This window comes from Stenotrophomonas sp. NY11291, from assembly GCF_023277365.1.
Lineage (GTDB): Bacteria > Pseudomonadota > Gammaproteobacteria > Xanthomonadales > Xanthomonadaceae > Stenotrophomonas > Stenotrophomonas geniculata.
The window spans coordinates 328,428-354,878 of record NZ_CP096975.1 but is presented as its reverse complement, the minus strand read 5'-3'; the positions used below and the strand labels follow the sequence as shown (position 1 = coordinate 354,878).

General features: G+C 67.7%; 28 protein-coding genes. 19 read left to right on the top strand and 9 right to left on the bottom strand.

The genetic code is table 11. The features are described 5' to 3' along the window. Positions 1–8: 8 nt before the first annotated feature. Both dut and coaBC read right to left on the bottom strand, forming a co-directional pair. Positions 9–482 (bottom strand): dUTP diphosphatase, encoded by a 474-nt coding sequence (gene dut / locus M1L61_RS01605; RefSeq protein ID WP_005411999.1) that lies wholly within the window; start codon positions 480–482, stop codon positions 9–11. Beyond that, positions 479–1,741 (bottom strand): bifunctional phosphopantothenoylcysteine decarboxylase/phosphopantothenate--cysteine ligase CoaBC, encoded by a 1,263-nt coding sequence (gene coaBC / locus M1L61_RS01600; RefSeq protein ID WP_010486895.1) that lies wholly within the window; start codon positions 1,739–1,741, stop codon positions 479–481. The genes dut and coaBC overlap by 4 nt, the downstream gene beginning before the upstream one ends. A gap of 228 nt (positions 1,742–1,969) precedes the next feature. On the opposite strand from coaBC, the gene M1L61_RS01595 reads away from it, so the two are divergent. From M1L61_RS01595 to M1L61_RS01580, 4 genes are all read left to right on the top strand, one after another. Beyond that, positions 1,970–2,596, top strand: coding sequence for a response regulator transcription factor (locus M1L61_RS01595; RefSeq protein ID WP_019338987.1), 627 nt, complete (start codon positions 1,970–1,972; stop codon positions 2,594–2,596). 70 nt (positions 2,597–2,666) lie between these two features. Then, positions 2,667–3,371 (top strand): DNA repair protein RadC, encoded by a 705-nt coding sequence (radC, locus tag M1L61_RS01590; protein WP_248854231.1) that lies wholly within the window; start codon positions 2,667–2,669, stop codon positions 3,369–3,371. Between the two features lie 114 nt (positions 3,372–3,485). Continuing rightward, positions 3,486–5,174, top strand: a complete 1,689-nt coding sequence (argS, locus tag M1L61_RS01585) for an arginine--tRNA ligase (protein WP_248854230.1) — start codon at positions 3,486–3,488, stop codon at positions 5,172–5,174. Between the two features lie 21 nt (positions 5,175–5,195). Beyond that, the gene (locus tag M1L61_RS01580) at positions 5,196–6,098 is read left to right on the top strand and encodes an SPOR domain-containing protein (RefSeq protein ID WP_010486901.1); all 903 of its coding nucleotides are present in this window, start codon (positions 5,196–5,198) and stop codon (positions 6,096–6,098) included. Between the two features lie 128 nt (positions 6,099–6,226). On the opposite strand, the gene M1L61_RS01575 is transcribed toward M1L61_RS01580, so the two are convergent. Then, positions 6,227–6,979: an SDR family NAD(P)-dependent oxidoreductase gene (locus tag M1L61_RS01575; RefSeq protein WP_019337645.1), complete on the bottom strand. Its 753-nt coding sequence runs from the start codon at positions 6,977–6,979 to the stop codon at positions 6,227–6,229. A gap of 116 nt (positions 6,980–7,095) precedes the next feature. Here M1L61_RS01575 and M1L61_RS01570 point away from each other — a divergent pair, with 116 nt between their 5' ends. Further along, on the top strand, positions 7,096–7,563 hold the full coding sequence (locus M1L61_RS01570) for a DUF1456 family protein (protein ID WP_005411992.1): 468 nt from the start codon (positions 7,096–7,098) through the stop codon (positions 7,561–7,563). Here the strand turns inward: M1L61_RS01570 and M1L61_RS01565 are convergent. After that, positions 7,532–8,419 carry a LysR family transcriptional regulator gene (locus M1L61_RS01565; RefSeq protein WP_197654751.1) on the bottom strand — a complete coding sequence of 296 codons (888 nt, stop codon included), beginning with the start codon at positions 8,417–8,419 and terminating at the stop codon, positions 7,532–7,534. The two genes, M1L61_RS01570 and M1L61_RS01565, sit on opposite strands and share 32 nt — an antisense overlap. A 143-nt stretch (positions 8,420–8,562) precedes the next feature. On the opposite strand from M1L61_RS01565, the gene M1L61_RS01560 reads away from it, so the two are divergent. Next, positions 8,563–9,711: an MFS transporter gene (locus tag M1L61_RS01560; RefSeq protein WP_345779133.1), complete on the top strand. Its 1,149-nt coding sequence runs from the start codon at positions 8,563–8,565 to the stop codon at positions 9,709–9,711. On the opposite strand, the gene M1L61_RS01555 is transcribed toward M1L61_RS01560, so the two are convergent. Then, complete coding sequence (locus tag M1L61_RS01555) at positions 9,708–10,406, bottom strand: TorF family putative porin (protein ID WP_053443780.1); 699 nt, start codon at positions 10,404–10,406, stop codon at positions 9,708–9,710. The genes M1L61_RS01560 and M1L61_RS01555 overlap by 4 nt on opposite strands. 178 nt (positions 10,407–10,584) lie before the next feature. Between M1L61_RS01555 and M1L61_RS01550 the strand changes: the two genes are divergently transcribed. Further along, positions 10,585–10,974 (top strand): DUF6165 family protein, encoded by a 390-nt coding sequence (locus tag M1L61_RS01550; RefSeq protein ID WP_080398841.1) that lies wholly within the window; start codon positions 10,585–10,587, stop codon positions 10,972–10,974. Positions 10,975–10,980: 6 nt separating this feature from the next. On the opposite strand, the gene M1L61_RS01545 is transcribed toward M1L61_RS01550, so the two are convergent. Continuing rightward, a complete protein-coding gene (locus M1L61_RS01545) occupies positions 10,981–11,670 on the bottom strand; it encodes a response regulator transcription factor (RefSeq protein ID WP_019337639.1) in 690 nt (229 codons plus the stop codon). 190 nt (positions 11,671–11,860) lie between these two features. Then, positions 11,861–12,433 carry an Ax21 family protein gene (locus tag M1L61_RS01540; protein ID WP_010486919.1) on the bottom strand — a complete coding sequence of 191 codons (573 nt, stop codon included), beginning with the start codon at positions 12,431–12,433 and terminating at the stop codon, positions 11,861–11,863. 211 nt (positions 12,434–12,644) lie between these two features. Between M1L61_RS01540 and M1L61_RS01535 the strand changes: the two genes are divergently transcribed. Both M1L61_RS01535 and M1L61_RS01530 read left to right on the top strand, forming a co-directional pair. After that, positions 12,645–15,047, top strand: a complete 2,403-nt coding sequence (locus M1L61_RS01535) for a DPP IV N-terminal domain-containing protein (protein WP_248854228.1) — start codon at positions 12,645–12,647, stop codon at positions 15,045–15,047. Between the two features lie 91 nt (positions 15,048–15,138). Continuing rightward, positions 15,139–15,498 carry a DUF1428 domain-containing protein gene (locus M1L61_RS01530; protein ID WP_049455507.1) on the top strand — a complete coding sequence of 120 codons (360 nt, stop codon included), beginning with the start codon at positions 15,139–15,141 and terminating at the stop codon, positions 15,496–15,498. 15 nt (positions 15,499–15,513) lie between these two features. Here M1L61_RS01530 and M1L61_RS01525 read toward each other — a convergent pair whose 3' ends face one another. Beyond that, on the bottom strand, positions 15,514–16,206 hold the full coding sequence (locus tag M1L61_RS01525) for a hypothetical protein (RefSeq protein WP_248854227.1): 693 nt from the start codon (positions 16,204–16,206) through the stop codon (positions 15,514–15,516). A gap of 107 nt (positions 16,207–16,313) precedes the next feature. Further along, complete coding sequence (locus tag M1L61_RS01520; RefSeq protein ID WP_248854226.1) at positions 16,314–17,207, bottom strand: histone; 894 nt, start codon at positions 17,205–17,207, stop codon at positions 16,314–16,316. A gap of 490 nt (positions 17,208–17,697) precedes the next feature. On the opposite strand from M1L61_RS01520, the gene M1L61_RS01515 reads away from it, so the two are divergent. The 10 genes from M1L61_RS01515 to M1L61_RS01470 all read left to right on the top strand — a co-directional run bounded on the left by M1L61_RS01515 (position 17,698) and on the right by M1L61_RS01470 (position 26,212). After that, on the top strand, positions 17,698–19,131 hold the full coding sequence (locus tag M1L61_RS01515) for a Do family serine endopeptidase (RefSeq protein WP_043401765.1): 1,434 nt from the start codon (positions 17,698–17,700) through the stop codon (positions 19,129–19,131). Between the two features lie 101 nt (positions 19,132–19,232). After that, on the top strand, positions 19,233–19,598 hold the full coding sequence (locus M1L61_RS01510; RefSeq protein ID WP_010486932.1) for a hypothetical protein: 366 nt from the start codon (positions 19,233–19,235) through the stop codon (positions 19,596–19,598). Positions 19,599–19,606: 8 nt separating this feature from the next. Beyond that, entirely contained in the window at positions 19,607–20,077 is a 471-nt protein-coding gene (locus M1L61_RS01505) for a phage holin family protein (protein ID WP_010486934.1), read from the top strand. Beyond that, the gene (locus tag M1L61_RS01500) at positions 20,074–20,541 is read left to right on the top strand and encodes a hypothetical protein (protein WP_019337636.1); all 468 of its coding nucleotides are present in this window, start codon (positions 20,074–20,076) and stop codon (positions 20,539–20,541) included. Before M1L61_RS01505 ends, M1L61_RS01500 begins: the two co-directional genes overlap by 4 nt. Positions 20,542–20,608: 67 nt before the next feature. Beyond that, on the top strand, positions 20,609–21,718 hold the full coding sequence (locus M1L61_RS01495; RefSeq protein ID WP_010486939.1) for an AI-2E family transporter: 1,110 nt from the start codon (positions 20,609–20,611) through the stop codon (positions 21,716–21,718). A gap of 91 nt (positions 21,719–21,809) precedes the next feature. Beyond that, positions 21,810–22,277, top strand: coding sequence for a hypothetical protein (locus M1L61_RS01490; RefSeq protein WP_049412134.1), 468 nt, complete (start codon positions 21,810–21,812; stop codon positions 22,275–22,277). Between the two features lie 73 nt (positions 22,278–22,350). Beyond that, positions 22,351–23,070 (top strand): HAD-IA family hydrolase, encoded by a 720-nt coding sequence (locus M1L61_RS01485; protein WP_197654756.1) that lies wholly within the window; start codon positions 22,351–22,353, stop codon positions 23,068–23,070. Between the two features lie 3 nt (positions 23,071–23,073). Then, positions 23,074–24,441 carry a M17 family metallopeptidase gene (locus M1L61_RS01480; RefSeq protein ID WP_071306303.1) on the top strand — a complete coding sequence of 456 codons (1,368 nt, stop codon included), beginning with the start codon at positions 23,074–23,076 and terminating at the stop codon, positions 24,439–24,441. A 134-nt stretch (positions 24,442–24,575) separates the two neighbouring features. After that, on the top strand, positions 24,576–25,679 hold the full coding sequence (locus M1L61_RS01475; RefSeq protein WP_010486947.1) for a catalase family peroxidase: 1,104 nt from the start codon (positions 24,576–24,578) through the stop codon (positions 25,677–25,679). Beyond that, on the top strand, positions 25,676–26,212 hold the full coding sequence (locus M1L61_RS01470; RefSeq protein WP_043401779.1) for a cytochrome b: 537 nt from the start codon (positions 25,676–25,678) through the stop codon (positions 26,210–26,212). Before M1L61_RS01475 ends, M1L61_RS01470 begins: the two co-directional genes overlap by 4 nt. Positions 26,213–26,451 lie beyond the last annotated feature (239 nt).

Genomic DNA, 26,451 nt, shown 5'->3' with positions numbered 1-26,451 from the left:
GTCCCCTGTCAACGCACCCCGGTATGGCCGAATCCACCCGTTCCCCGCACGCTGTCGGTGAAAGTATCCACCACCTGCAGGCTGACGCGGGCAATCGGCACGACCACCAGCTGCGCGATGCGATCGCCCGGCTCGATGGTGAAGGCCTCGCGGCCACGGTTCCAGACGCTGATCAGCAGCGGGCCCTGGTAATCGGCGTCGATCAGGCCGGTGCCGTTGCCGAGCACGATGCCGTGGCGGTGACCCAGCCCGGAACGCGGCAGGATCACCGCGCACAGGTGCGGATCGGCGATATGGATGGCCAGGCCGCTGGGCACCAGCGCGGTGTCGCCCGGCTGCAGGGTCAGCGCGGTATCCAGCGCCGCGCGCAGGTCCATGCCGGCGCTGGCTTCGGTGGCGTAGGCCGGCAGCGGCCAGCTGTCGCCGAAGCGCGGATCGAGCAGCTTGACCTGCAGCGGTTGGGAAGTGAAAGCCTGGGTCATGCCTGGAGTCTCCGCGCGATCAGCGCCAGCAGTTGTTCGGCCAGCTCGCGCTTGGAGGTGGCCGGGAATACCTGTTCACCGTCCTGCCAGAAGGCAGTGGCGGCGTTGTTGTCGCTCTCGAAACCGCCGCCGCTGATGCCGACCTGATTGGCGATCACCAGGTCCAGGCGCTTGTCGACCAGCTTGCCGCGTGCGTACTTCTCCACGTCGTGGGTTTCGGCGGCAAAGCCGACCACCAGCTTCAGCGACTGCGTCTGCGCGGCGACTTCGGCCAGGATGTCCGGCGTGCGCACCAGCTCGATCACCAGCGACTGGCTGTCGGCGGTCTTCTTCAGCTTCTGCGCAGCCACTTGGCGCGGAGTGTAGTCGGACACCGCGGCGGCACCGATATAGATGTCGGCCGGCAGCGACTTCAGCACGGCATCGCGCATCTGCGCGGCCGAGCGCACGTCCACGCGCTGCACGCCGGGCGGCGTCGGCAGCTGCACCGGGCCGCTGACCAGCACCACCTGGGCGCCCATCGTCGCGGCGGCCGCGGCCAGGGCAAAGCCCATCTTGCCGCTGCTGCGGTTGCCGACGTAGCGCACCGGATCGATGTCTTCATAGGTCGGGCCAGCGCTGATCAGCAGGCGCAGGCCCTGCAGCGCGCGGGTTTCCGGTGCGGCAGCCGCCGCCGTGGTACTGCCATTGGCGGCCAGCGCGGCGACGATGTCGCCGGGCTCGGCCAGACGACCGGGACCGGATTCGCCCTCGGCCAGCGGACCGTCGACCGGGCCGATCACCTGCGCGCCGCGCTGGCGCAGCAGGGCGATGTTCGCCTGGGTGGCCGGATGCAGCCACATGCGGTGGTTCATCGCCGGGCAGATCGTCAACGGCGCGGTGCTGGCCAGGCACAACGTGCTGACCAGGTCATCGGCATGGCCCTGCGCCAGCCGGGCCAGCAGATCGGCGGTCCCCGGGGCGACCACGATGCGGTCGGCCCAGCGGGCCAGTTCGATGTGACCCATGGCCTGTTCGGCGGCGCTGTCCCACAGCGTGGTGCGGGTCGGCTGCCCGGACAGGGCCTGGAAACTGAGCGGAGTGACGAACTGCTGGGCACCGGCGGTCATCGCCACCTGCACCTGGGCACCGGCGTCGCGCAGGCGCCGCACCAGTTCCAGCGCCTTGTACGCCGCGATCCCGCCTCCGACACACAACAGCAGTTTCTGACCTTCCAGCGCGCGCGCCGGCGCGGGGGAAGCGTTGGGGGAGTCAGCCACCTGGAATTCCTGTGCAAACGAGGGCGCTAGCTTACCCGATGGTCGGTAATGTCCCGGTGCAGGGCGCACATAGCGGGCGGCTATCAGCAGATGGAATCCGCCTGCGTTGACCCGGGATTCACCCGGTAACAGTTTCGGACCTTTCCTATACCCCTACGTCTCTGTGCTTTTGCAGAATCAGGCATTGGCTGCCGCCCGCCGTGGCCTGTTCGACCTTCGAGGAGCCTCGTGCATCCACGCATCATCATCGCCGACGACCATCCCGTGGTCCTGCATGGCATCCGTGTCGTGCTGCAGACCCACCTGATGGACATCGTCGGCAGTGCGCGTGACGGCGCCCAGCTGCTGGAGCTGGTGGACCAGCACGACTGCGATGCGGTGCTGACCGACCTCTCGATGCCGGGTGCCGGCCCGGACGGTCCGGAGCTGATCGACGCGCTGCGCATGCGCCGCCCTGGCCTGCCGGTGGTGGTGCTGACCGGCGCCCGTCATCCCGGCCTGCTGGACGGACTGCTGCGGGAGGGCATCAGTGGCCTGGTCGACAAGTGCGCCGATTTCGCCGAACTGCCCCAGGCGCTGAACGCCGCGATGGCGGGGCAGGTATTCGTCTCCCAGCAGCTGCGCCACCACCTGCAGGCACGCGACCTGCTGTTTCCGCGCGAGCCGGCGCCGCTGTCGGCACGCGAGCAGGAAGTGCTGGAGCTGCTGGCGGCCGGTCTCAACGTGAACCAGGTCGCCGAGCGCTGTGGGCGCAGCCCGAAGACCATCAGCCGGCAGAAGGCCGAAGCCAAGCGCAAGCTGGGCCTGCAGAACAACCAGGAACTGTTCGACTACCTGCAGACCCGGCGCGACTGAGGCATCGACCGACCCGGGCCCGCGGCAAGCCCCGATGGGAGATGCCGCCGAAGCTGGCGATGATGCAGGCATGCCCATCCACGACTGGCCCGAACAGGAACGCCCCCGCGAGAAGCTGATCGCGCGCGGGCCCACGGCACTTTCCGACGCCGAGCTGCTGGCCCTGTTTCTCGGCTCCGGGTTCGGTGGCCGCGATGCCGTGCAGACCGCGCGCGACCTGCTGCAGGCGCATGGCCCGTTACGGGTGCTGCTCGATCGCCCCGCACGGGAGCTGGCGCGCCTGCCCGGGCTGGGTCCGGCGCGCAGCTGTACCCTGGTTGCTGGGCTGGAACTGGCCCACCGCTACCTGGCCGCCGAGCTGGAACACGGCGAAGCGGTCGGCAACAACCCGGCCGCGGTCGGACGCTATCTGCAGCACCGCCTGCGGGGGCAGGCACGGGAGATCTTCATGGCCCTGTTCCTGGACAATCGCCACCGCCTGATCGCCTGCGAGGAACTGTTCCACGGCACCATCAACGCCGCACCGGTCTACCCCCGCGAAGTGGTGCGGCGCGCCCTGCTGCACAACGCGGCGGCGGTGATCCTCAGCCACAACCACCCTTCCGGCGACCCGGAACCCTCCAGCGCCGATACCCGCATCACCGAAGAACTGCAGCAGGCGCTGGCGATGGTGGACGTGCGCCTGCTGGACCACTTCGTGGTGGGCGAGGGCCGTCCCGTTTCATTTGCTGAACGGGGCCTTCTGTCCGCGCCCCAGCCGCGCCTGTTCGGCTGAGCACGGCCCCTTCAGGCGCCATCGGCCGCCCCCACAGGCATGTTCTGGTCAGCGTGGGCTCGGGTATCTGCGCTAAAATGGGCGATTCCGCCGCTCATTCTCACAGCAGGCCTCGTGAAAAATCTCCTCCGCGCCCTGATCAGCCAAGGCATCGAAGCCTTGCGCGCCAATGGCACCCTGCCCGCCGACTCCCTGCCGCCGGACTTCGTGGTCGAGCGCCCGAAGACCCGCGACCACGGCGACTTCGCCACCAACGCCGCGATGCTGCTGGCCAAGGCCGCGCGCAGCAATCCGCGCGCACTGGCACAGGCATTGGTCGAGGCGCTGCCGCACAGCGAGGACGTCAGCAAGGTCGAGATCGCCGGCCCCGGCTTCATCAACTTCCACCTGGCCCCGGCCGCGTACCAGCGCGAAGCCGCCTCGGTCATCAAGGAAGCCCACGACTACGGCCGCAATCTGTCCGGCAATGGCCGCACGGTGGGCGTGGAGTACGTGTCGGCCAACCCGACCGGCCCGCTGCATGTCGGCCATGGCCGCGCGGCGGCGATCGGCGACTGCGTGGCACGTGTGCTCGACGCCAACGGCTGGAACGCCAAGCGTGAGTTCTACTACAACGACGCCGGCGTGCAGATCGAGAACCTGGCGCTGTCCACCCAGGCGCGGATCAAGGGCATCGCGCCGGACCAGGACGGCTGGCCGGAAGGTGGCTACCGCGGCGAATACATCGCCGACGTCGCCCGCGCCTACATGGCCGGCGCCAGCGTCGACCTGGAAGGCAGCACCGTGGTCGGCGCCAAGGACCCGGACGACATGCAGGCGATCCGCCGGTTTGCGGTGGCCTACCTGCGCAACGAGCAGAACCTGGACCTGGCCGCGTTCGGCGTCGACTTCGACATCTATTTCCTGGAAAGCTCGCTGTACGCCGACGGCAAGGTAGCCGAAGCGGTGGCCAAGCTGCAGGCGTCGGGCCATACCTATGAAGAAGGTGGCGCGCTGTGGCTGCGCAGCACCGACTTCGGTGACGACAAGGACCGCGTGATGCGCAAGTCCGACGGCACCTTCACCTACTTCGTGCCGGACGTGGCCTACCACCTGTCCAAGTGGCAGCGCGGCTACGAGCGCGCGATCACCGAACTGGGTGCCGACCACCACGGCTCGCTGGCGCGCGTGCGCGCCGGCCTGCAGGCGATGGAAGTGGGCATTCCGCAGGGCTGGCCGGAATACGTGCTGCACCAGATGGTCACCGTCATGCGCGGCGGCGAGGAAGTGAAGCTGTCCAAGCGTGCCGGCAGCTACTTCACCCTGCGCGACCTGATCGAGGAAGCCGGCCGTGATGCCACCCGCTGGTTCCTGATCGCGCGCAAGCCCGATTCGCAGCTGACCTTCGACATCGACCTGGCCCGCCAGCAGAGCAACGACAACCCGGTGTTCTACGTGCAGTACGCGCACGCCCGCGTCTGCAGCCTGCTGCGCCAGGCGCAGGAGAAGGGCCTGGTGTACGAACAGGGCAACGGCCTGGCCAACCTCGGCCGCCTGGCCGACGACGCTTCGCTGCTGCTGATGAACGAGATCTCGCGGTACCCGGAAGTGGTGGAGGCGGCCGGCGTGGCGCTGGAACCGCATCTGGTGGCGCAGTACCTGCGTGAATTGGCGCACGCGTTCCACACGTGGTATCACGGGACGCCGGTGCTGGTGGATGACGCCGCCGACCGCAACGCCAAGCTGAGCCTGGCCTGCGCCGCGCGCCAGGTGCTGGCCAACGGCCTCGAACTCCTGGGCGTCAGCGCCCCGGAAAAAATGTAAGCATCAGGAGACGCAGTACACATGGCAGCACGACGCGGCAAAAACCAGGCACGACGCAACAGCAGCAGCCAGGGAACACCCGGATGGGTGTGGCTGGTCGCTGGCGTGGCGATTGCAGCCGTGGTGTTCCTGGCGGCGCCGAACCTGTTCAAGGGCGAAGGCGATGGCTTCCTTCGCGCCGGTCCGCAGCCGAACCCGAACGCGCAGCCGGCCCCGGTCGCGGATGCCGACAGCGATGTTGGCGCCCAGCCGGCCGCGCAGCCGGCCACGCCGAAGCCGGCGGAACCGGAGAAGCCGGCCGCCACCCAGTACGACTTCTACACCCTGCTGCCGGGCAAGGAAGTTGAAATGTCCGACGCCGAACTGGCCGCCAGCGCGCGTGCCGAAGACCAGCGCCGGGCCAAGGCCGAAGCGCAGCGCGCGCAGGCGGCTTTGGAAGGCAAGCCGGTTCCGGCCGCCGCCGCTGCACCGGCACCGACAGCAACCGCCAGCGTGGCCAGCACCGCACCGGTAACCGCCACCAGCCGTCCGCTGCCGGCACCGCTGAGCGAACGCCCGGCTGCGGCAACGCCTCCGGCCAGCACGCCGACGGCGTCGACCAGCGCCGCCGCCGCCACTCCGGCAGCGCGCGCGGAAACCCCGCCGACCGCGGCCAGTACCCCGGCCGCTGCTGCACCGGCCGCCGCCGACAACGCCCGCTACATCCTGCAGGCGGGTGCGTTCGGTGCCTCCGGCGATGCCGAAGCGACCAAGGCCAAGCTGGCGATGATGGGCCTGGCGGCACGCGTGGAATCGGCGCAGATCAACGGCAAGACCGTGTACCGCGTGCGCATGGGGCCGTATGGCAGTGCCGGCGAGTTGTCCGAAGCCAAGCAGAAGCTGGATGGCACCGGCCTGCAGGCGATGGCGATCAAGGCGCAGTAAGCCTGCCGCCGTGAACGAAAAAGCCGGGCATTGCCCGGCTTTTTTTGTTTCTGTGGAGTCGAGCCATGCTCGGCTGAATCCAGACGAAGCCGAGCATAGGCTCGGCTCTACAGGACCCGCGACGCAGGTCAGCCTTCGCGGGCGACCTGGAAACCGGCGAAGGACTGGCTGACCGGCATCAGTTCAAGGCGATTGATGTTCAGGTGCGGCGGCAGGCTGGCCACCCAGAAGATCTGTTCGGCGATGTCTTCAGCGGTCATCGGGTTGGCGCCGGTATAGAGCTTGTCCGACGCTGCCTGGTCGCCATGGGTACGCACCACCGTGAACTCGGTTTCGGCCATGCCCGGCTCGATCGTGGTCACGCGCACGCCGGTGCCATGCAGGTCCGAACGCAGTCCCAGCGAGAACTGGCTGACGAAGGCCTTGGTGCCACCGTAGGCGTTGCCGCCGGGGTACGGGTAGACGCCGGCCACCGAGGAAATGTTGATGATCGCGCCCTTGCGCTCCACCAGCTGCGGCAGCAGGCGGTGGGTCAGGGTCACCAGCGCGGTGATGTTGGTGTCGATCATCGTGGTCCAGTCCGACAGCTTGGCGCTCTGTGCCGGCGCGGTGCCCTGCGCCAAGCCGGCATTGTTGACCAGCAGATCGATCTCGCCGAAGGCCGGCGGCAGTGCCAGCAACGCGGCTTCCATCGCCACCGGATCGCGGATGTCGAAGGCAGCCGCGTGCACCACGTCCTTGCCGTAGCGCTCGACCAGCGGCTGCAGGCGTTCTCCGCGGCGGCCGGTGGCGATCACCTTCCAGCCCGCCTGGGCGAAGCGGTGGACGGCGGCGGCGCCGAAGCCGGACGTGGCGCCGGTAATCAGGACAGTGCGGGTCATCAGGCAACTCCAGGGGGAAAAACCAGACCCCCATTCTGGCACCGTCGGCGGGGGGTTGCGTTGCCTGATCGGCCGGATCCGGCCCCTCCTGCCGGGGTGACCGGTACAATTGGGCCATGATCAACAACGATGTCCTGCGCAGCGTGCGCTACTCCCTGGATCTGGGCGACCACCACGTGGTGACCTTGTGCCAGATGGCCGACCCGGCCTTCGCCGTGGATCCCGAGCAGGTGAAGGCCTGGCTGCGCCGCGAGGACGAAGCCGGTTTCGAGGCGATGAGCGACAGCGCGCTGGCCCACTTCCTCGACGGACTGATCGTGCACCTGCGCGGTCGCGACGAGAGCCAGCCGCAGCGCGCGGTGGAAACCCGCATCGACAACAACCTGGTGCTGAAGAAGCTGCGCGTGGCGTTCCAGCTGCGCGACGTCGATCTGATGGAGATCTTCGCCAGCGCCGGTTTCAACGTGTCCAAGTCGGAAGTGGGCGCGCTGTTCCGCCAGCCCGGCCACACCAATTACCGCCGTTGCCTGGACCAGATGCTGCGCAACTTCCTCAAGGGCCTGAGCCTGCGCCTGCGCGGCTGAGCACGGCCTCGACGAACGCCCGCGCCGCCGGTGTCGGCAGCCGCTGCCAGACCAGGTGCACGCGGCGGGTCGGGGTCGGCTGCAGCGGAATCCGCACCACGCCTTCAAAGCCTTCGGCGATCAATGCCGGCACGATGCCGACCGCCAGCCCATGGCGGACGAAGCGCTCGACCAGCTCCATCAGATTGACCTCGAAGCGCACCGTGTGCGGCAGGTCGGCGGCAGCGAACGCATCGTCGGTCTGCCGCCGCGCACCGGTGCCGCGCGGGAAGTCGACCAGCGCCTCGTCCTGCAGTTCGGTCAATGGCAGCCGCTTGCGCCGGGCCAGGCGGTGCGACGGCGCCAGCACCGCCACCAGGTCTTCTTCCTGCAGCATCTGGTGGCAGACCCCGTCCAGGCCGGCCGAGGGTGACAACCCGACCAGCGCCACATCCAGGTCGCGCGACTGCACCTGCGCGATCAGGTCCTCGCTCTTGTCGACCCGCAGCTGGAACTCCACCTGCGGATGCGCCTGCTGGAAGGCAGCCAGCATCGCCACCACATCGATGCCGGTCAGCGAGGAGATCTGCCCGATCGCCAGCAGACCACGCACCTCGCCACTGACCGCGGCCACGTCGGCGCGCAGGTGGCGCAGGCTGACCAGCACCTGGCGTGCGTGCACCAGCAGCGCCTCACCCGCTGCCGTCGCCCGCACCTGTCGCGGCAGGCGCTCGAACAGGGGCGTGCCCAGTTCCTGCTCCAGGTAGGCAATCTGGTGGCTCAACGCGGACTGCACCACATGGCAGCGTTCGGCGGCGCGGGTGAAATTGCCCTCTTCGGCCAGGGCGACGGCAAACTCGAGCTGCTTGAGATTCATCCAACTATCTCGTTTCCAGATGGCATGGATGATGATGATTCATTTCCATCATGGCCGCAGCAGGCGGACACTGTGCACCCCGCTTTGTGGAATACCGCGTGAGTCCGTCCCTCCCCCCTCTGCACCGCTGGCAGGTGCTGCTGATGTCAGTGGCTACCGGCGTGGCCGTGGCCAGCAACTACTATGCGCAGCCGCTGCTGCACACCATTGCCGATGCCTTCGGTGTGCCGTTCGGCCAGGTTGGCATGGTGGTCACTGCCGCACAGCTGAGCTATGCCGCCGGACTGATCCTGCTGGTGCCGCTGGGAGACCTGTTCGAACGCCGTCGCCTGATCGTGGTAATGAGCCTGCTGTCGGCGGGCGGGTTGGTGATCAGTGCCTGTGCGCCGTCGCTGGCCTGGCTGCTGGTGGGCACCGCGATCACCGGCCTGTTCTCGGTGGTGGCCCAGGTGCTGGTGCCGTTCGCCGCTACGCTGGCCGCGCCGGAACATCGCGGTCGCGTGGTCGGCACGTTGATGAGTGGCCTGCTGCTGGGCATCCTGCTGGCACGTACCGTGGCCGGCCTGCTTTCCAGCCTGGGCGACTGGCGTCTGGTGTACGCGATCGCCGCCGGCACCCTGGTACTGACCGCGCTGGCACTGCAGCGCGGCCTGCCGCGCTTCCACCACAGCGCCGGCCTTGGCTACTTCGCGTTGCTGCGCTCGATCGGTGTGCTGTTCGTACAGGAACCCGTGCTGCGCCAGCGCACGCTGCTTGGCGCCTGCAGCTTCGCCATGTTCGCGATCTTCTGGACGCCACTGGCGTTCCTGCTGGCACAACCGCCCTACGCCTACAGCGACGCCACCATCGGCCTGTTCGGACTGGTCGGCGCCGCCGGCACGCTGGCGGCTGGCCTGGCCGGCCGCATGTCCGACCGCGGGCAGACCGGCCGCGCCACCGCCATCGCGCTGGCGCTGTTGCTGCTCTCGTGGCTGCCGCTGGGGCTGTCGGCACACTCGCTGCTGGCGCTGCTGGTCGGCGTAGTGGTGCTGGACCTGGCCGCGCAGCTGCTGCACGTCAGCAACCAGAACCTGATCTATGCGCTGCAACCAGCCGCACGCAACCGCCTCAATGCAGGCTACATGACCGGCTACTTCATCGGCGGTTCGCTGGGTTCGCTGTTGTCGGCGCAGGTCTACCAGCGCTTCGGCTGGACCGGCGTCTGCGTGGCCGGTGCCACGGTGGCCGTGCTGGCCCTGCTGCTGTGGCTGCCCGGCGCGCTGCGTGCGCGCCAGGCGGTGTCGTCGAACTAGAAGCTGCCCTGCAGCGCCAGCTCCCAACGCCCCCCGGCATTGCCCGGGAACAGGCGCTTGGCCGCGCTGTCAGTGTCATGCACGGTGGCACGCAGCTCCCATGCCTGGGTCAGCGAGGCGATGGCACTGAGCTGGCCATGCAGGTAATCCGGACCCTGCGCGGTGGCCAGCCAATACTGGCCCACCGCCGCCTCCAGGCGGAACCGCTCGTGCAGCGGTACCCGCACGCCCAACTGGGCATAGGTGCCGCGATGGCCGCCGGCCAATGCATCGCTGGAATGGGCGACCTGCAACCAGGCGCGCTGCTTCCAGGTCACGGTGGTATTGAGTTCGGTCCAGTCCAGCGCGCGGCCGGTGCCCGGGTACATATAGCGGGTCAGGTTGGCATCCAGCGTCCAGTCCGGGGCCAGCGCACCGGACCAGCCCGCCACCAGGTCGAACTCGCTGCGCGCGCCGTTGTCCGGCTTGAACGAAACGTTGGAGCCCCACACGCTGGCGTACCAACCCGATGGGATCGAAACCTTCGCGCCCGCCTGCACCGCCGGGTCGCCGTCGCTCTGCGAGCTGCCACGCCACACGTAGTCACTGGTCAACGCCGCACTGCCACTGACCTGTACCTGTGCCTGCGCGCTGCCGATCCCGAGCAGCCCTGCCAGGGCGGCCACCACCGCCGCCATCATCCCCTTGCTGTTCACTGCACTGTGTTCCTCGTCGAAGGCGGTCACGCCGCCGGGAACGCAGTGTCGAGGCGGTGGCCGTAACGGATCGAGGGTGCTGCCGGGCCCGTGGCGCAAATTCGGCGTAAATCCCGTGGATCGGGGCCACATGCCAGCAGCGCGGTATCATGGCGCCCTGTTTCCAGGAACCAACCGCGTGGACGCCATCCTGACCCCGGTATCGATCGGCGAGCTGATCGACAAGATCACCATTCTCGAGATCAAGGCCGAGCGCATCGACGATGCAGCCAAGCTGAGCAACGTGCGCACCGAGCTGGACGGCCTGCTGCCGTTGCTGCAGCAGCAGCTGCAGGCACAGCCGGCGCTGGCCGCGTTGAAGCAGCAGCTGAAGGCGATCAACGAGCGCATGTGGGACATCCAGGACCAGCTGCGCGACAAGGAAGCGGCCCAGGTGTTCGACGATGCCTTCATCCAGCTGGCACGCGGTGTCTATGGCACCAATGGCGAGCGCGTGCAGGTGAAGAACGAGATCAACCGCGTGGCCGGTTCGGCGCTGGTGGAAGAGAAACAGTACCAGGGCGAGTAAGCCCGCTCATCCGCATTCGAGCAGGTGCCGGATGCGGAACAGCTCACCATCGCTGTGGATGCCCAGCTTCTCGTAGGCGGTCCGCTTCTGCGTGCTGACCGTACTGGCCGTGCGCCCGAAGCGCCGCGCCACCTCCCCGGTGGTGCAGCCCTGCAGGACCAGCCGGAGCACCTCGCGCTCGCGTCGGCTCAAGGGCGTGAGCACCGGCGCCGGTGTGCGCCGCATGCGCGATCGGCTCAACTGCGTGCGCAACTCCGGGGGCACGAAGCGGCCGCCACGCGCCAGTACGTCAACTGCGCGCCGCAGCATCTCCGGCGTGGTTCCCTTGGACAGAAAGCCGCGCGCGCCGGCCTGCATCGCCATGGTCACCGTGCTGGCATTGCAGTGCGCAGACAGCACCAGCACCGGCAGCAGCGGCCAGCGCCGCGACAACAGCCGCAACAGGGCCAGGCCCTGTTCGGGTCCGCACGGCGCCAGCAGGTCGATCAGCAACAGGTCGATGCCATCCGGCTGGCGCTGCAGCAGATCGAGCAGATCACCTTCGCGGGTGAAGCTGCCACAGACCTGCACGCCACCGTGCTGGCAAAGCACCACCTCCACCCCCAGGCGCAGCACGGGATGCGGCGCCAGCATTGCCAGGCGGCGGGGCCGATCGAGGGGCCGATCGAGGGGCAGAGCGGGAACGGCAGGCGGCATCACATGGATCCGACGGTACGAAGTGCCCACCGTAGGCCCGCGCCGGGAGCAGCGGAATCCAATTTATTGCAACGCAGCAGTGGCCCCGGAATATGCTCAGCTGCGGTTTCGGGTCGTCAAAACGCAACAGGCCCGGCATAAGCCGGGCCTGTCGAGGCATCGTCAGCGCGCAGGCGCGCCGAGGTAGCTATTACCAGCTGAAACGCGGGCCGACGGTGTATTCCTTGTCGCCGTCGCGGTTCATCTTCAGCTCGCCATTGATGCCCCAGTTCTGGTTCAGCTTGACCTGGCCACCCAGGCGACCGTACCACTGGCCTTCCGGATTGATGCCGTGCTTCTTCGAGAAATCTTCGTAGCCGACCATGCCGTAGACTTCGGCGTGGGCACCGAAGGCGGTGCGGATACCCGCTTCAGCGCTGTAGCCGTTGAAGTCCAGGCCGTGCTTCTGGTCGCGCTTCTGGTAAGCAACGCGGGCAACGAAGTCGGTGGTCGGGGCGATTTCAACGTTGTAGCCGGCGCCGATCTTCCACTGGTCCAGCTTGATGTTGGTGTGGTCGATTTCCTGGCGGCTGTACTCACCGAAAGCGTGGAAGTTCGGCAGGAAGCCGTACGAACCCTTCACGCCCCAGCCGTCGGCCTTGAACGCGTCGATATCGGTCTTGGCGTAGTCGGCTTCGGCGTAGTTGTACGACAGGTTCTCAGCAGCCGAGGCGGTGAACGGCAGGGCAGCGGCCAGGGCCAGAGCAATCAGCGAATTCTTCATGGGGGTACACCTTTTACTTTCTTATGGTGTGCAGCAGCGCCAGGGCGCCATCGCATCGGGAATTTAAATTCTCCGTTATTCGCCACAACGCTCCCTGAAAACAGCGTTCTTCGCATTGCTGAATTTTTTGGCTTGATTCAGGCTGTCTCTGGCATACGCGCGCGGCGCGCGTGCATTTGTGGTTCGTCACCGACTGCAACAGGAGGTTGCCTTGCACGTTTCCGATCCGCTGCTGATGCCTGTTCGCGCCGCCCTCCTGGCCTGCGCTTCCCTGTTTCCGATCCATGCTGCGCACGCGCTGCAGGCGGCTGACTACCAGCGCGCCGAACGCGTGCATGACAGTCATCTGCGCGGTGCGCTGCGCAATGCATCGGTCCTGCCCCAGTGGCTGGCCGATGGGCGCTTCTGGTACGAACGCGAAGACACACAGGGCCGGCGCCAGGCGATACTGGTCGATCCAATCCAGGCTACGCGCCAGATCCTGTTCGAACCCGATGCGCTGGACGCCGCAGTTGCACCTCTGGGTGCCAGCGGGCCACGCCTGCGCTTGAACAACGTGCAGGTACTGGATGATGGCCTGCGCCTGCAGTTCAACGGCGAGGCGGAGATCAACTGCCAATGGCCACGCCTGCAGTGCACGGCCGCACAACAGGCGTTGCCGCCGGCTGATGCACTGCCGTCGCCCGGCGGTGATGCCTGGCTGCAGGTACGCGACCACAACCTGTGGCTGCAGCGCTCTGGAGCGGCGCCGCAGCGACTGACCCAGGGCGGTGAAGCTGGGCATGGCTATGGCGTACTGCCGGACTTCACCCTGCGCGGCATTCCACGCCGTCTGGGCCGGATGCCGGCACGACCGTTTGCGGTGAGCTGGTCACCCGATGGCCGTTACGCAGCCGGCATCCGCTACGACGAGCGCGCGCTGCAGGACTATCCCTATCTGGAAAGCAGCCCGACCCACAGCGCGCGGCCGCGCGTGCATACCGTGAAGCTGGGGGTACTGGGCGATGCACAGCAGGTATGCGACAGCCTGTATGTGATCGATATCCCCAGCGGCAGGCAGCATGACATCGCGCTGCCCGAGGGCTGGAACACGCTCAGTGAGGCCGGCATCCTGGGTTGGGACGGCGATCGGTTGTATGCCGTGATCGCGCACTTCGGCACGCCGCGCAGGCTGCGCCTGGTGGAGATCGATGCCAACAGCGGTGCATTGCGCACGGTTGTGGAAGAAGCCAGCGACACTCGCCTCCAGCTCAACGTGTATTCCTACAACCGGCCAGCGGTGGCCATCCTGCCCGGGCAGGACACCGCCGTGTGGTTCTCGCAGCGCGATGGCTGGGGCCATCTGTACCGGGTGCGCCTGTCCGATGGCAAGGTGCTGCGCCAGCTCACCCGCGGCAAATGGGTGGTGCGCGACCTGCTGGGTGTGGACGCTGCGGGTGGCTGGGCGTACTTCAGCGCCGGTGGCGTCGACGGTGGCGACCCCTACGTGCGCGGCCTGTACCGGGTATCGCTGCAGGGCGGTCCGATCCAGCGCCTGGCCGCCGATGGCAACGACCACATGGCCGATGCCGGTACCGGCGCGCTGTTCGGGGGGCGCGCTCCCCAGGCGCTGTCGCCTGGCGGTGGGTATCTGGTGGATACCGTTTCCCGTCTCGACCAGCCACCACGCACCGTGCTGCGGGCCAGCGATGACGGACGTGAAGTGATGGTGCTGGAAACAGCCGATGACAGCGCGATCGTTGCTGCCGGCTGGCGCGCACCACGGCGCGAACGGCTGCTGGCCGCCGATGGACGCACGCCGATCTTCGCCACCGTCTACCTGCCCCGCGACTATCGCGATGATGGCAGCTTCCCGGTGATCGACGCGATGTACGGTGGTTCCTTCATCAGCAATGCGCCGGTGACCTACGCCGAGGCGGTGTCTGCCCTGAATCCGGTATCCCGCGCCAGCCTGGCCGAACTCGGCTTCATGGTGGTCAGCATCGATGCGCGCGGCACCGGTGGCCGCAACAAGGCGTTCCATGACAGCAGCTTCCTGCGCGCCGCCGATGTGCAGCTGGATGACCATGTGGCTGCGCTGCGCCAGCTGGGCGAACGCTACCCGGGCATCGACCTGGAGCGGGTCGGCATCTACGGGCATTCGTTCGGCGGCTATAGTGCAGCGCGCGCCCTGCTGCGCTATCCCACGTTCTACAAGGTGGGCGTGGCCTCGGCTGGCAGCCACAATTTCCAGGGTATGTACGGCGGCGCCCTGCACGGCATGGACCGGCTGTTCGGTGGGGTGCTGCCGGCCACGCCCACTGCCGAAGGCGTGCCGGCGCCCTTTGCCGGGCTCGACAATGCGGCACTGGCCGGCAACCTGCGCGGGCATCTGCTGCTGGTCTATGGCGAACTGGACGAGAACGCGCCACCGGCGCTGACCCTGCAGCTGGCCGCCGCCCTGAACAAGGCCCAGCGCAGCTACGACCTGCTGTACCTGGCCCGGCAGGACCACGAACTGTTCCGCAACGACGCCACCTACACGCACCGCATGTGGGACTACTTCGTGCGCCACCTGGCCGGCCAGCAGCCACCGGATACGGTGCTGGCGCCGCTGCCCGGTGGCCCGGGCTGAACAGGCGCACACAGGGTGTCGATCCACGACGCCCTGGTTCGTCGGGTACTTGAAGGCCGTGCATGCGGCACGGTCCATCCGGAGGCAGGCAATGAGCTACATCGATGGTTTCGTCCTGGCGGTGCCCACCGCCAACAAGGAGAAGTTCCTCGCCCACGCACGCACAGGAGATCCCGTTTTCATCGAATACGGCGCGCTGCGCGTGGTCGAGTGCTGGGGCGATGACGTGCCGCACGGCAAGACCACCGACTTCTTCGGCGCAGTGAAAGCCACCCCGGACGAGACGGTGGTGTTTTCCTGGATCGAATGGCCGGACAAGCCGACCCGCGACGCCGGCATGAAGAAGATGATGGAAGACCCGCGGTTTGATCCTGCGAAGAATCCGATGCCGTTCGACGGCGCGCGGATGATCTACGGCGGCTTCGTGCCGCTCTACGAGCTGACGCGCTGAACCGGGCGGACGTGCTCAGCGCGCGTCCGTTTCATCGCTGGCAGACGCATGGCCGGCGCCCAGAGCGGCGCTGGCGCCGAGGCCGACACCCCCCATGCCAGCGCCCATTCCGCCACCGCCACCTCCTCCACCCGCACGACCGCCCTTGGCATCGCCCTCGTTGCGGCCCTTGCCGCCGCCACTGGCGCCACCCGGCCGGGTCGGCCCCTGCGGCGGTATCTGCAGGTCGGCCGGAATCGGCGCCAGATCCAGCGCTTCGCGCACGAAGTCGCGCAGCGAGACCACCAGTTCGTGGGTATGTACCGGCCGCCCCTGTGCCAGTTCATTGGCGGCACGCGCGGCCAGCCGCACCTGTTCGTCGGTGCCCAGCAGCAGGATGTCCGACAACGCCGCTTCAACGGCATCACGGATGCGGCGCGCGCGATCCGAACGGGGCTCGGCGATGCCCTCGGCATCCTCGCGCTGGCGCAGGTCACGGCGATGGCTGGGATCCACACCCAGTTCGCCGGTGAACGAACCGCCCAGGGTCTTGTAGGCCGCCATCAGCGTGCGCAGCCGTTCGTTGATCTGCCGGTTCTCGCGCTCGCGGCGCTGTTGCAGGGTCTGCATCACCAGCAGGCGGATGCCCACGCCCAGCAGGGTGATCAGGACCAGGCCGACCAAGGTGGACAGCACGCCCTGCCAGGAACTGAAGTCGATACCACGCATGCCCGGGGCTCCGGCGGGAACAACCTGCATCTTGCCCCAGACCGCGTCCCAGAAACGCGAAAGGCCCCACCACCCCGGGGGTGGCAGGGCCTTCGGTCACGGCGCGATTACTTGCGCTTGGCGACCTTGCGCACGGCCTTCCTGGCCGGAGCCTTCTTGGCGGCGACCTTCTTCAGCGGCGCAGCCTTCTTGGCGACCGTCTTGCGGGTGACGGCAACCTTCTTGCCAACTGCCTTCTTGGCAACGGCGGTCTTCTTGCCGACAACCTTCTTGGCAGCGGCGGTCTTCTTGCCGACGGCCTTCTTGGCGACAGCAGCCTTCTTGCCCACAACCTTCTTGGCGGCAGCGGTCTTCCTGGTGGCGACCTTCTTGGTGGCGGCAACCTTCTTGCCGACAACCTTCTTCGCAGCCACGGCCTTCTTGCCAGCGACCTTCTTGGCGGCGACGGTCTTCTTGGCCACGGCCTTCTTGGCGGTAGCGACCTTCTTGCCGACAACCTTCTTGGCGGCCGCGGTCTTCTTGGCAACGGTCTTCTTCGCGACGGCAGCCTTCTTGGTGGCGGCCTTCTTCACGGTGGCGACCTTCTTGCCGGCAGCCTTGGTGGCGGCCTTGGTGGTCTTCTTGGCAGCAGCGGCCTTCTTGGTCATAGCCTTGCCTGCAGCTGCCTTCTTCTTGGCCACTTCCTTCTTCAGGGCAGCGGCTTCGGCCTTGGCGTTCTTCTTGGCGGCTTCCAGCTTCTTCTTGGCGTTGGCAACAGTCTTGCCGACCGACTTGGCAGCCTTCTCGGCCTTCTTGGCAACGGTCTTCTCGACCTTGGCCACGGCCTTCTTGGCCTTGGCAACGCGGGTACCGGCAGCCTTGGTGGCGCGCTTGACGGTCTTCTTGACCGACTTCACTGCGTCTTCGGCAGCGTGGGCGATGGTCTCGCCAACGTTGGTGGCGGTTTCTTTGACGTTCTCGACGGCGTCGGTCACGACCGACACACCATTACCGTTGCTCATGTTGCCCTCCTGGGGGCCTTAAGTATCAAAACGGGGCGATGCTATACCGACATTGACGATCGTGGAACGGGGCGCGCGCGCGCAATCGCATCTGATGCGACGGCAATGGTGTAGCCGGGCGCCCTCGCGAGCACAGTGGGTTGACAGGAAACCCCTTTTTTTCAGTGCTGCGCCGCACGATCCGGGTAGCGGCAGGTGCTGCCTGCGTGCACCAGTCCGAATACAGCGAAAGGCGTGCGATATGGCGCATCGCGGCACCAGGATGCGCAGAACTGCGCAAGTATCGGCCTGTATCCACATGCGCTTCGGCAGACGTCGGCACGTTGAGAAGCACGCCCTATGCTGTCGGTACCGCCCCACAGATGGCGATGCCGACCCACGTTCCGGGCGCCGGTTTTCATGGCGCATTTATCCAGATCGCGACACACTCATTCAGCTTGTTTTACCGTAGGGCCGAACCGCCCCCACCCACGCCAGCGAACCGACTCCCATGCGACCGCTTCCCACCCTGCTCACGCTCGCAATCGCCGCCGCCTTCGGTGGCTTCGTTGCCACCGGCATCAATGCCCACCTGGACAACCGTGCCGATGCCGCGCCGCTGCCAGCGGTGCTGCCGACCACGGCGGCATTGCCCGCCTCGGTAACCGGACAGGCGGTGCCGTCGCTGGCACCGATGCTGGAGAAGGCCATGCCGGCAGTGGTCAGCGTCAACACCAAGCAGGTGGTGCGCGTGCGCAACCCCTTCTTCAACGACCCGTTCTTCCGCCGCCTGTTCCCGGACATCCCGCAGGAACGCATCAACGAATCGCTGGGCTCGGGCGTGATCATCGACGCCAAGGAGGGCCTGGTACTGACCAACCACCATGTCATCGACAACGCCGATGACGTACAGGTGACACTGGCCGACGGGCGCACGGTCAAGGCCGAATTCCTCGGTTCGGACCGCGATACCGACATCGCGCTGATCCGCATTCCGGCGCAGAACCTGACCGACATCAAGCTCGGCAACAGCGACCAGCTGCGCGTGGGCGACTTCGTGGTGGCCATCGGCAATCCGTTCGGCTTCAGCCAGACGGTCACCTCGGGCATCGTCTCGGCGGTGGGCCGCAGCGGTATCCGCGGGCTGGGCTACCAGAACTTCATCCAGACCGATGCGTCGATCAACCCGGGCAACTCGGGTGGCGCACTGGTCGATCTGCAGGGCCAGCTGGTCGGCATCAATACCGCCAGCTTCAACCCGCAGGGCAGCATGGCCGGCAACATCGGCCTGGGCCTGGCGATTCCCTCCAACCTGGCACGCAGCGTGGTCGACCAGCTGGTCAAGCACGGTGTGGTGGTGCGCGGCACGCTGGGCGTGGAAAGCCAGAACCTGACCGCGCAGATCGCGCAGGGCCTGGGCCTGGGCGAAACCCGTGGCGCACTGATCACGCGCGTGCTGGCCGGTTCGGCCGCCGCCGCAGCCGGGCTGAAGCCGGGCGACGTGGTGGTCTCGGCCAACGGCCAACGTGTAGACAGCGCCGAAGCCCTGCACAACGTGGAAGGCCTGGCCGCGGTCGGCAGCGCATTGACGCTGGACGTGCGCCGCGAGGGCAAGCCGCTGCAGATCAAGGCAACGTTGAAGGAACAGGCGCGCGCGGTCACCGGCGAGAGCCTGGACCCGCGCCTGACCGGGGCCACCTTCGTCGACCTGCCCGAGTCATTGCGCCAGTCCGGTGTCGGCGGCGTGCTGGTCAGCGAGGTCAAGCGCGGCAGCCGCGCGGCCAGCAACGGCCTGCAGCAGGGCGACATCATCACCGATGCCACGGTGGGCGAATTCGCCGACCTGGCCAGCTGGCGCGCCAACTTCCAGCAGCGCCCGCCGACCCTGGTGATACGCGTGCTGCGCAACAATGGCCAGCAGCAGGGCCAGCTCGTGATGCGCTGATCGCCCTGCCGTAACACCCCCTATACCCCGGCAATGCTATTGCTGTCAGTCCAGGTCGGCACCGCCGACACCCGTTCCCCCATCGCAACAGGAGTGATTCGATGAGCCCCACCAATACCGAGAACCTGAAGGAACACCTGGGTGAAGCCGGTTCCCACCTGAAGCAGGCCGCGTCGGCCGCCGGCGGTGCAATCAAGGGTGCAACCGGCGCAGCGACCGACGAGCTTCGCATCGGCAAGGCCAACGTCAAGGCTGAACTGTCCGACAGCGCACTGTCCGGCCTGGCCGCCGCCGAGTTCGGTGGTGCCGCCGCCAAGGAGCAGGTGGATGCGCTGATGGACAAGGGCAAGGACCTGATCGACAGCGCCGCGGAGCTGATCCGTGAACGTCCGCTGGCCTCGTTCGGTGTTGCCTTCGCTGCCGGCTGGATCATCGCCAAGCTGGCCCGCGGCAGCAGCGACAAGTAAGCCGCGGCGTGAGCGAAGACAACGCGCAAGCCCCTGATCCAGCGGCCACCCCGCCGCTGGATGAGAGCATCCGCCAGGTCGGTGCGGCCGGTCGTGCCGCTGCCGATTCGGCCAAGCACACGCTGCGCTCGCTGCGCCGGTTGGCCTCGGCCGACTTCGCGATGGCACGCAGTGCGTTCGGTCGTGCACTGGCCTGGGCCGGCGTGGCGATCGTGTTCGGTGCCTCGGCCTGGCTGCTGATGGCCGCCACCCTCATCGCCCTGCTGCAGAGCTGGGGCCTGAGCTGGCTGCAGGCCCTGCTGATCACCTCGCTGCTGAGCCTGGCCGTCACCGGTTATGCGATCTGGCGGGTGTCCTACTTCTTCCACCACACCGGCATGCACGCTACCCGGCGCCAGCTGTCACGCCTGGGCCTGTTCGACGAACCCAGCGAAGACGATCCCGATGCCGAGGTGCAGCTGCCCGAGGGCAAGCCATGAAGTTCGGCGCGCTGCAACGGCGGGTGAAACGCTGCGAACAGGTGGTGACCGTGCGTCTGGGCGAGACCCAGGACCACTGGTCCACGCTCAGCGACGTCTGGCGAAAAGGCTGGTCGCCGCTGCGCATCGTGGTGGTCGGACTGGCCGGTGGCTTCATCGCCGGCAAGCTGGAAGTGCCGGGCAAGGTCAACGGTGCCCGCTGGCTGCAGATGGTGGGCTCGGTCTCGAACCTGTTCGCCAGTGCACAGGCGGCGTTCGCCACGGCGATGGCGGCGCAGGCCGCAGCCACCGCCGACGACGCGGCCGAAGAAGCCGACGAGGCCAGCGAACAGGCACAGGCGGCGGCCTCCGCTGCCGAAGCACGGCCGGCACCGGCACCACGCTCCGTGCCGGAGCCAGGACCGGAACCGGACCTGCGCGGACCGCGTCCGGCCGAAGCGGCCACCGAGCTGTCCGAACGTTGAACCATGGAATCCGCCGCGCCGATCGCGGCCGGCGGATAATGCGCTCCCCTTCCCGGTTGGTGCGTCGATGAGCGAGTCCCTCCTGTCCCCGTCACCGGCCGGCCCCGAACAGCCCGACGTTCCGCTGCCGCCCGCATCGCGCCCGCGCGGACCGATGTCGCTGGTGGTGCTGGCCACCCTGGCGGTGGGCTACACCCTGTGGGCGGCACAGGACATCATCCTGCCGGTGCTGCTGGCGATGTTCTTCGCGCTGGTCGGCAATCCGATCCTGCGCCTGCTGCAGAAGCTGTGGATTCCACGCGCACTCGGCGCACTGCTGATCCTCGGCGCCGGCCTGGGCGTGACCGGTTCGCTGGCGGTGCAGCTGATCGGCCCGGCCATGGAATGGGCGCAGGAAGCACCGCAGCAGCTGCGCAAGGTCGCCCGCCAGGTGCAGGACCTGACCAAACCGGTGCAGCAGGCCAACCAGGCGGCGGAAAACTTCGCCCGCGTGGCCGGTGGTGACAGCAACCACAAGGTGCAGGTGATCCGCACCCAGATGGACGACCCCTATCGCATGCTGACCCGCGCGCCGCGGCTGGCCGCCTCGGTGCTGGCGGTGGTGCTGCTCACGCTGTTCTTCATGATCTATGGGCAGAGCCTGCAGCGCGCGGCCATCGCCCTGTTCCCGAACCGCCAGCAGCAGCGATTCACCAGTGACATCCTGCGCTCGATCGAGCGCGAGGTTTCGCGCTATGTGCTGACCATCAGCGTGATCAACACGCTGGTGGGCCTGGTGTTCGCTGGCGTGCTGATGCTGCTCGGCATCGGCCTGCAGGAGGCGTTGCTGTGGGGCACGGTGGCCGCACTGCTGAATTTCGCCCCCTACGTGGGCCCGCTGATCGGCGTGGCGCTGATGCTGCTGATGGGCTTCGTCGAGTTCCGCGACCCACTGCAGGCCCTGCTGCCGGCCGCCGCCTACCTGGGCCTGCACACCCTGGAAGGGCAGATGGTGACCCCGATCGTGCTGGGCCGTCGCATGAAGCTGTCGCCACTGGTACTGATCCTGGCGCTGATGGTGTTCGGCTGGGCCTGGGGCATGATCGGGCTGCTGCTGGCGGTGCCGTTGCTGGTATGCATCAAGCTGGTGCTGGCACGCCTGGACGGCATGCAGGGCTGGGCACGGCTGCTGGAATAACGGCATCAGTAAATGAAGGACGCCGATGGCGGAACCCGAAACAGGAATGAAGTGGCAGACTATGGCCCCCTTTTCGGATGGATCCGTTCGGATGATCTCTTTCGCCACCCGTTGCGTTGCCCTGGCCTGCCTTGCCGCTCCCGCGCTCGCCGCTGCACCCCCGACTGCCGACCAGGCACGCACCCAGCTTGCCGACGCGGTGACCTGCAAGCGGCACCTCACGCCCAAGCAGTTCGACGCCATGGCCCGGCTGCTGGCACCGGCCCCGGCGCGGGCGCAGAACGGCGAATCCAGCGGCGAGTTCCGGTTGACCACGCCGCTGATGGTGCTGGGCCAGCCCGTGAACCGTCTGCAGTCGTATGACGGCGACAGCGGCGAGGACGGCATCGACAGTTTCACTGCGTACTTCAGCTCAGCGAGCGTCGAACAGATCGCGGCACTGGCGAAGATGTCCGACCCGGTGGCGAGCACCTATACGAAGGAAGTGGGCCGGCACAACCTCGACGTGCAGCAGTTCGACGGCCAGACCACCATCGCCTGCTCGTACAACCTGCGCTGACCCCGTCCTGCCCCAGCGCCCCCCGCCCGCCGCGCCGCATGAAAGCCCGCGCGGGCAGGGGTAGAATGGCGGGGTGAATTTCCCCGTCCAAGCCATCACCCTCGACCTTGACGACACGCTGTGGCCGTTCGCTCCGATCGGCGCCCGCATCGACCTGGTCCTGCACGAGTGGATGCGTGAAAACAGCCCCGCCACGGCCGAGATGTATCCGGTGGCGGCAATGCGCGAACTGCGCGAGCGCCTGTACCACGCCCATCCGCACCTTCATCACGACCTGAGCGCACTGCGCCGGCTGACCCTGCACGAAGCGCTGCACACCAGTGGCGCCAGCCTGGATCTGCTGGAGCCGGCGTATGAAGTGTTCTTCGCCGCGCGCAATCAGGTCGAGTGCTACCCCGATGCGATCGACGCGCTGGCGCGGATTGCCGCGCGGGTACCGGTCGCAGCGCTGAGCAACGGCAATGCCGATCTGGAGCGGATCGGCCTGGCCCATCATTTCGCCTTCCAGCTGGGCGCGCGCGAACACGGCGCGGCCAAGCCGGAGGCGAGCATCTTCCACGCCGCCTGCACCCGACTGGGTGTTGCGCCGGCACAGGTACTGCACGTCGGCGACCACGCCGAAATGGATGTGGCCGGGGCGATCGCCGCCGGCCTGCGCGGCTGCTGGATCAACCGCGACGCAGCCACCTGGACCCATCCGCAGCTGCAGCCGGACCTGCAGTTCGACACCCTCACCGGCCTGGCCGACTGGTTGGACGCCAACCTCGACGCTGCCGCACCCCGGAGTACCTGACGCATGAGCGAGATCACTGGTTTCACTGCCGACACCGCCGCAGCACTGCCGCTATATGTGCTGGACCGCGAGCAGTTCGCGGCCTGGAAGGACGGCCAGCCGGCTGCCACCCAGGCATGGCTGGCGTCGCAGGGCTTCACCGCCGGTGCCTTCACCACGGCGTTGCTGCCCGGCACCGATGGCCTGGCCGGAGCGGTGATCGGTGTCGGTGATCGTGCCGATGCCTACAGCTATTCGCATGCCCCGCATGCCCTGCCGGAAGGCAGCGTGTGGCAGCTGGCCAGCGAACTGCCGGCCGCCGAACTGGCGCTGCTGCAGCTGGGCTGGGGCCTGGGCAGCTACCGCTTCGACCGCTATCGCAAGCGCCACCGTGCGCCGGCGCGCCTGGTGGCCGAGCCGACCGGCGAAGTGGCTGACCTGATCGCCGCCAGCCTGCGCGTGCGTGACTGGGTCAACACGCCGACCGAAGACATGGGCCCGCAGCAGCTGGAAGACGCCGCACGCGCCCTGGCCGATGCGCATGGCGCGCAGGTCGAGGCGATCACCGGCGATGACCTGCTGAAGCAGAACTTCCCGGCGATCCACGCGGTGGGCCGCGCATCGCATCGCGCGCCGCGCCTGGTGGTGCTGCGCTGGGGCAAGGACACCGATCCGGCACTGGTGCTGGTCGGCAAGGGCGTGTGCTTCGATACCGGCGGCCTGGACATCAAGCCGGCCGACGGCATGCGCAACATGAAGAAGGACATGGGCGGCGCCGCGCACGCACTGGCCCTGGCCGGCCTGGTGATGGCACGCGGGCTGCCGGTACGGCTGACCCTGCTGGTGCCGGCGGTGGAAAACGCGATCGGTCCGGACGCCTTCCGCCCGGGCGAAGTGATCGCCACCCGCAAGGGCCTGAGCGTGGAGATCGACAACACCGACGCCGAAGGCCGCGTGATCCTCTGCGATGCCCTGACCTTCGCCAGCGAGCAGAAACCCGACCTGGTGCTGGACTTTGCCACCCTCACCGGCGCCGCGCGCATCGCGCTGGGCCCGGATCTGCCGGCGCTCTTCAGCAATGACGACAACGTGGCGCAGCAGTGGCTGCAGGCCGGTGATGCGACCCGCGACCCGGTCTGGCGCATGCCGCTGTGGCGCCCCTACCTGCGTTACCTGACCAGCGGCATCGCCGATCTGGCCAACGCCGGCTCGCGCATGGCCGGCTCGGTCACCGCCGCGCTGTACCTGGAGCGCTTCCTGGAAGACGGCCAGCGCTGGGCGCATCTGGATGTGTATGCCTGGAACGACGGTGAGCGCCCGGGCCGTCCGGCCGGTGGCGAAGCGCTGGCGCTGCGCTCGGCGTGGGCGATGCTGAAGGCGCGTTACAGCTGATCGGGCGGGTGCCGACCTTGGTCGGCACGCCGTCCCGGCAATCTTGACGAAAATTTGAATACCGGGCCTGGAAGGGTTCTGCGAGGATGTGTGGGTCGACCACCCACACGTTCCGTGAAGGCAGGACTCCGACCATGTCGCTCTTCCGCTACACCCGCGCTGGCCAGACGCCGGGCGCACCACGCAAACATTCGCCGCTGCCCTGGATCGCACTGATCGCGCTCATTCTGGGTGCGGTCGCGCTGGCCTTCGCCTGGCTGGCCGGATGGATCGGCGACCGCCTGACCGCGCAACGCTTCACCGACACCATCGAGGCCACCGGCCCGGCCCATCCAGGCTTCCGACGCGCGCACAGCAAGGGCGTCTGCGTGAACGGCTGGTTCGAACCGAGCGCGCAGGCCCCTACCCTGTCCAGCGCCCGCGTGTTCTCGCAGCGCCGCGTACCGGTGATGGGCCGCCTGTCGATCGGCGGCGGCGACCCCTACGGCGCCGACAACACCGCACGCGTGCGCAGCCTGGCGGTGCAGATGGTCAGCGATGACGGCCAGGAATGGCGGATGGCGATGAACAGCTTCCCGTTCTTCGCCGTGCCCGATGCCGAGGCGTTCTACGCGCAGACACGCGCCTCCATTCCGGACCCCGCCACCGGCAAGCCCGACCCGCAGAAGATGGCTGCAGTGCTGGCGAAGTACCCCAGTGCACAGGCGTTCCAGCAGTGGGCCAAGACGGCACCGTGGACCAGCAGCTGGGCCGACACCACCTTCAACAGCGTCAACAGCTTCTGGTTCACCAACGCGCAGGGCCAGAAGCGTGCCGTGCGCTGGCGCTGGCAGCCACAGGCGCCGGTGGTGGAGATGGATGCGGAAACGCGCAAGCAGGCCAGTGTCGATTTCCTCAGCCAGGAACTGCAGCAGCGCCTGGCCAGCGGCCCGGTACGCTGGAACCTGGTCGTGACCACCGCCGAGCCCGGTGATGCCATTGATGATCCGTCGGTGCCGTGGCCCGAGTCGCGTGATCAGGTGGTGGCCGGCGTACTCAGCCTGGACCGCATGCAGTCGCAGGAACAAGGTGCGTGCGGCCAGATCAACTTCGATCCGCTGATCCTGCCCAGTGGCGTGCGCGGCAGTGATGATCCGATCCTGGCCGCCCGCTCGGCGGTGTATTCGCAGTCCTTCAACCGTCGCGAACGCGAGCGCGCCAGCGGCAATGTCGAGCAACCGAAGGAGGCCGCACGATGAACACCGGCAACGGCCACTTCAACCTGCTGGCGCGGGTGCTGCACTGGTCCATGGCGCTGATGATCATCGCCATGCTGTTCGTCGGCGTGACCATGGTCGCCTCGTTGCATCTGCGGCCGATGCTGATCGATCTGCACCGCCCACTGGGCATCGCCATCGGCGTACTGGTGCTGCTGCGCCTGTACAACCGCCTGCGCCACCGCCCGCCGCCGCTGCCTTCCGACCTGCCCGCCTGGCAGGTGCTGGCAGCAAAGGCCTCGCACTGGATGTTGTACGCGCTGATGCTGGCGATGCCGCTGATCGGCTGGGCGATGCTGTCGGCCGGCGGCTACCCGATCGTGCTGTGGGGTGGCCTGCACCTGCCGCCGATCGTGCCGCACACTCCGGCGCTGTATGCCGCGTTGCGCAATGCGCACAGCCTGCTGGCGTATGTGTTGTTCGCCACGGTGCTGATGCACGTGGGTGCGGCGCTGTTCCACCTGTGGGTGCGGCGCGATGGCGTGTTCCAGGCGATGGCGCGCGGGAAGGATTGATCGGGTTCGCCGGGCGTTCCCGGCGGATCGTTTCCGCGACTGCGGTGGGGTGTCACTTTTCTTTTCGCGCGAAAAGAAAAGTAACCAAAAGAAACGCGCCGCCAGAGCGCGAGCCGGTGCTGCGCACCGGTGCCCTGTGCTTCTCGGTGAATCAGGGGACGGCGCCGAACTCGCTACGCTCAAACACCGGCGCCTCTTCGCCCCTGATTCCCCTGCGATGCTCGGCTCGCTCAAGGCGG

Coding starts and splice junctions, on each gene's coding strand:
- M1L61_RS01480 (WP_071306303.1), top strand. CDS start 23,074: ATGAGCGAGATCACTGGTTTCACTGCCGACACCGCCGCAGCACTGCCG.
- M1L61_RS01560 (WP_345779133.1), top strand. CDS start 8,563: ATGTCAGTGGCTACCGGCGTGGCCGTGGCCAGCAACTACTATGCGCAG.
- M1L61_RS01565 (WP_197654751.1), bottom strand. CDS start 8,419: ATGAATCTCAAGCAGCTCGAGTTTGCCGTCGCCCTGGCCGAAGAGGGC.
- M1L61_RS01490 (WP_049412134.1), top strand. CDS start 21,810: ATGATCTCTTTCGCCACCCGTTGCGTTGCCCTGGCCTGCCTTGCCGCT.
- M1L61_RS01545 (WP_019337639.1), bottom strand. CDS start 11,670: ATGCCGCCTGCCGTTCCCGCTCTGCCCCTCGATCGGCCCCTCGATCGG.
- M1L61_RS01510 (WP_010486932.1), top strand. CDS start 19,233: ATGAGCCCCACCAATACCGAGAACCTGAAGGAACACCTGGGTGAAGCC.
- radC (WP_248854231.1), top strand. CDS start 2,667: ATGCCCATCCACGACTGGCCCGAACAGGAACGCCCCCGCGAGAAGCTG.
- M1L61_RS01475 (WP_010486947.1), top strand. CDS start 24,576: ATGTCGCTCTTCCGCTACACCCGCGCTGGCCAGACGCCGGGCGCACCA.
- M1L61_RS01570 (WP_005411992.1), top strand. CDS start 7,096: ATGATCAACAACGATGTCCTGCGCAGCGTGCGCTACTCCCTGGATCTG.
- M1L61_RS01520 (WP_248854226.1), bottom strand. CDS start 17,207: ATGAGCAACGGTAATGGTGTGTCGGTCGTGACCGACGCCGTCGAGAAC.
- M1L61_RS01495 (WP_010486939.1), top strand. CDS start 20,609: ATGAGCGAGTCCCTCCTGTCCCCGTCACCGGCCGGCCCCGAACAGCCC.
- M1L61_RS01515 (WP_043401765.1), top strand. CDS start 17,698: ATGCGACCGCTTCCCACCCTGCTCACGCTCGCAATCGCCGCCGCCTTC.
- dut (WP_005411999.1), bottom strand. CDS start 482: ATGACCCAGGCTTTCACTTCCCAACCGCTGCAGGTCAAGCTGCTCGAT.
- M1L61_RS01530 (WP_049455507.1), top strand. CDS start 15,139: ATGAGCTACATCGATGGTTTCGTCCTGGCGGTGCCCACCGCCAACAAG.
- M1L61_RS01470 (WP_043401779.1), top strand. CDS start 25,676: ATGAACACCGGCAACGGCCACTTCAACCTGCTGGCGCGGGTGCTGCAC.
- M1L61_RS01575 (WP_019337645.1), bottom strand. CDS start 6,979: ATGACCCGCACTGTCCTGATTACCGGCGCCACGTCCGGCTTCGGCGCC.
- M1L61_RS01500 (WP_019337636.1), top strand. CDS start 20,074: ATGAAGTTCGGCGCGCTGCAACGGCGGGTGAAACGCTGCGAACAGGTG.
- M1L61_RS01580 (WP_010486901.1), top strand. CDS start 5,196: ATGGCAGCACGACGCGGCAAAAACCAGGCACGACGCAACAGCAGCAGC.
- M1L61_RS01525 (WP_248854227.1), bottom strand. CDS start 16,206: ATGCGTGGTATCGACTTCAGTTCCTGGCAGGGCGTGCTGTCCACCTTG.
- M1L61_RS01540 (WP_010486919.1), bottom strand. CDS start 12,433: ATGAAGAATTCGCTGATTGCTCTGGCCCTGGCCGCTGCCCTGCCGTTC.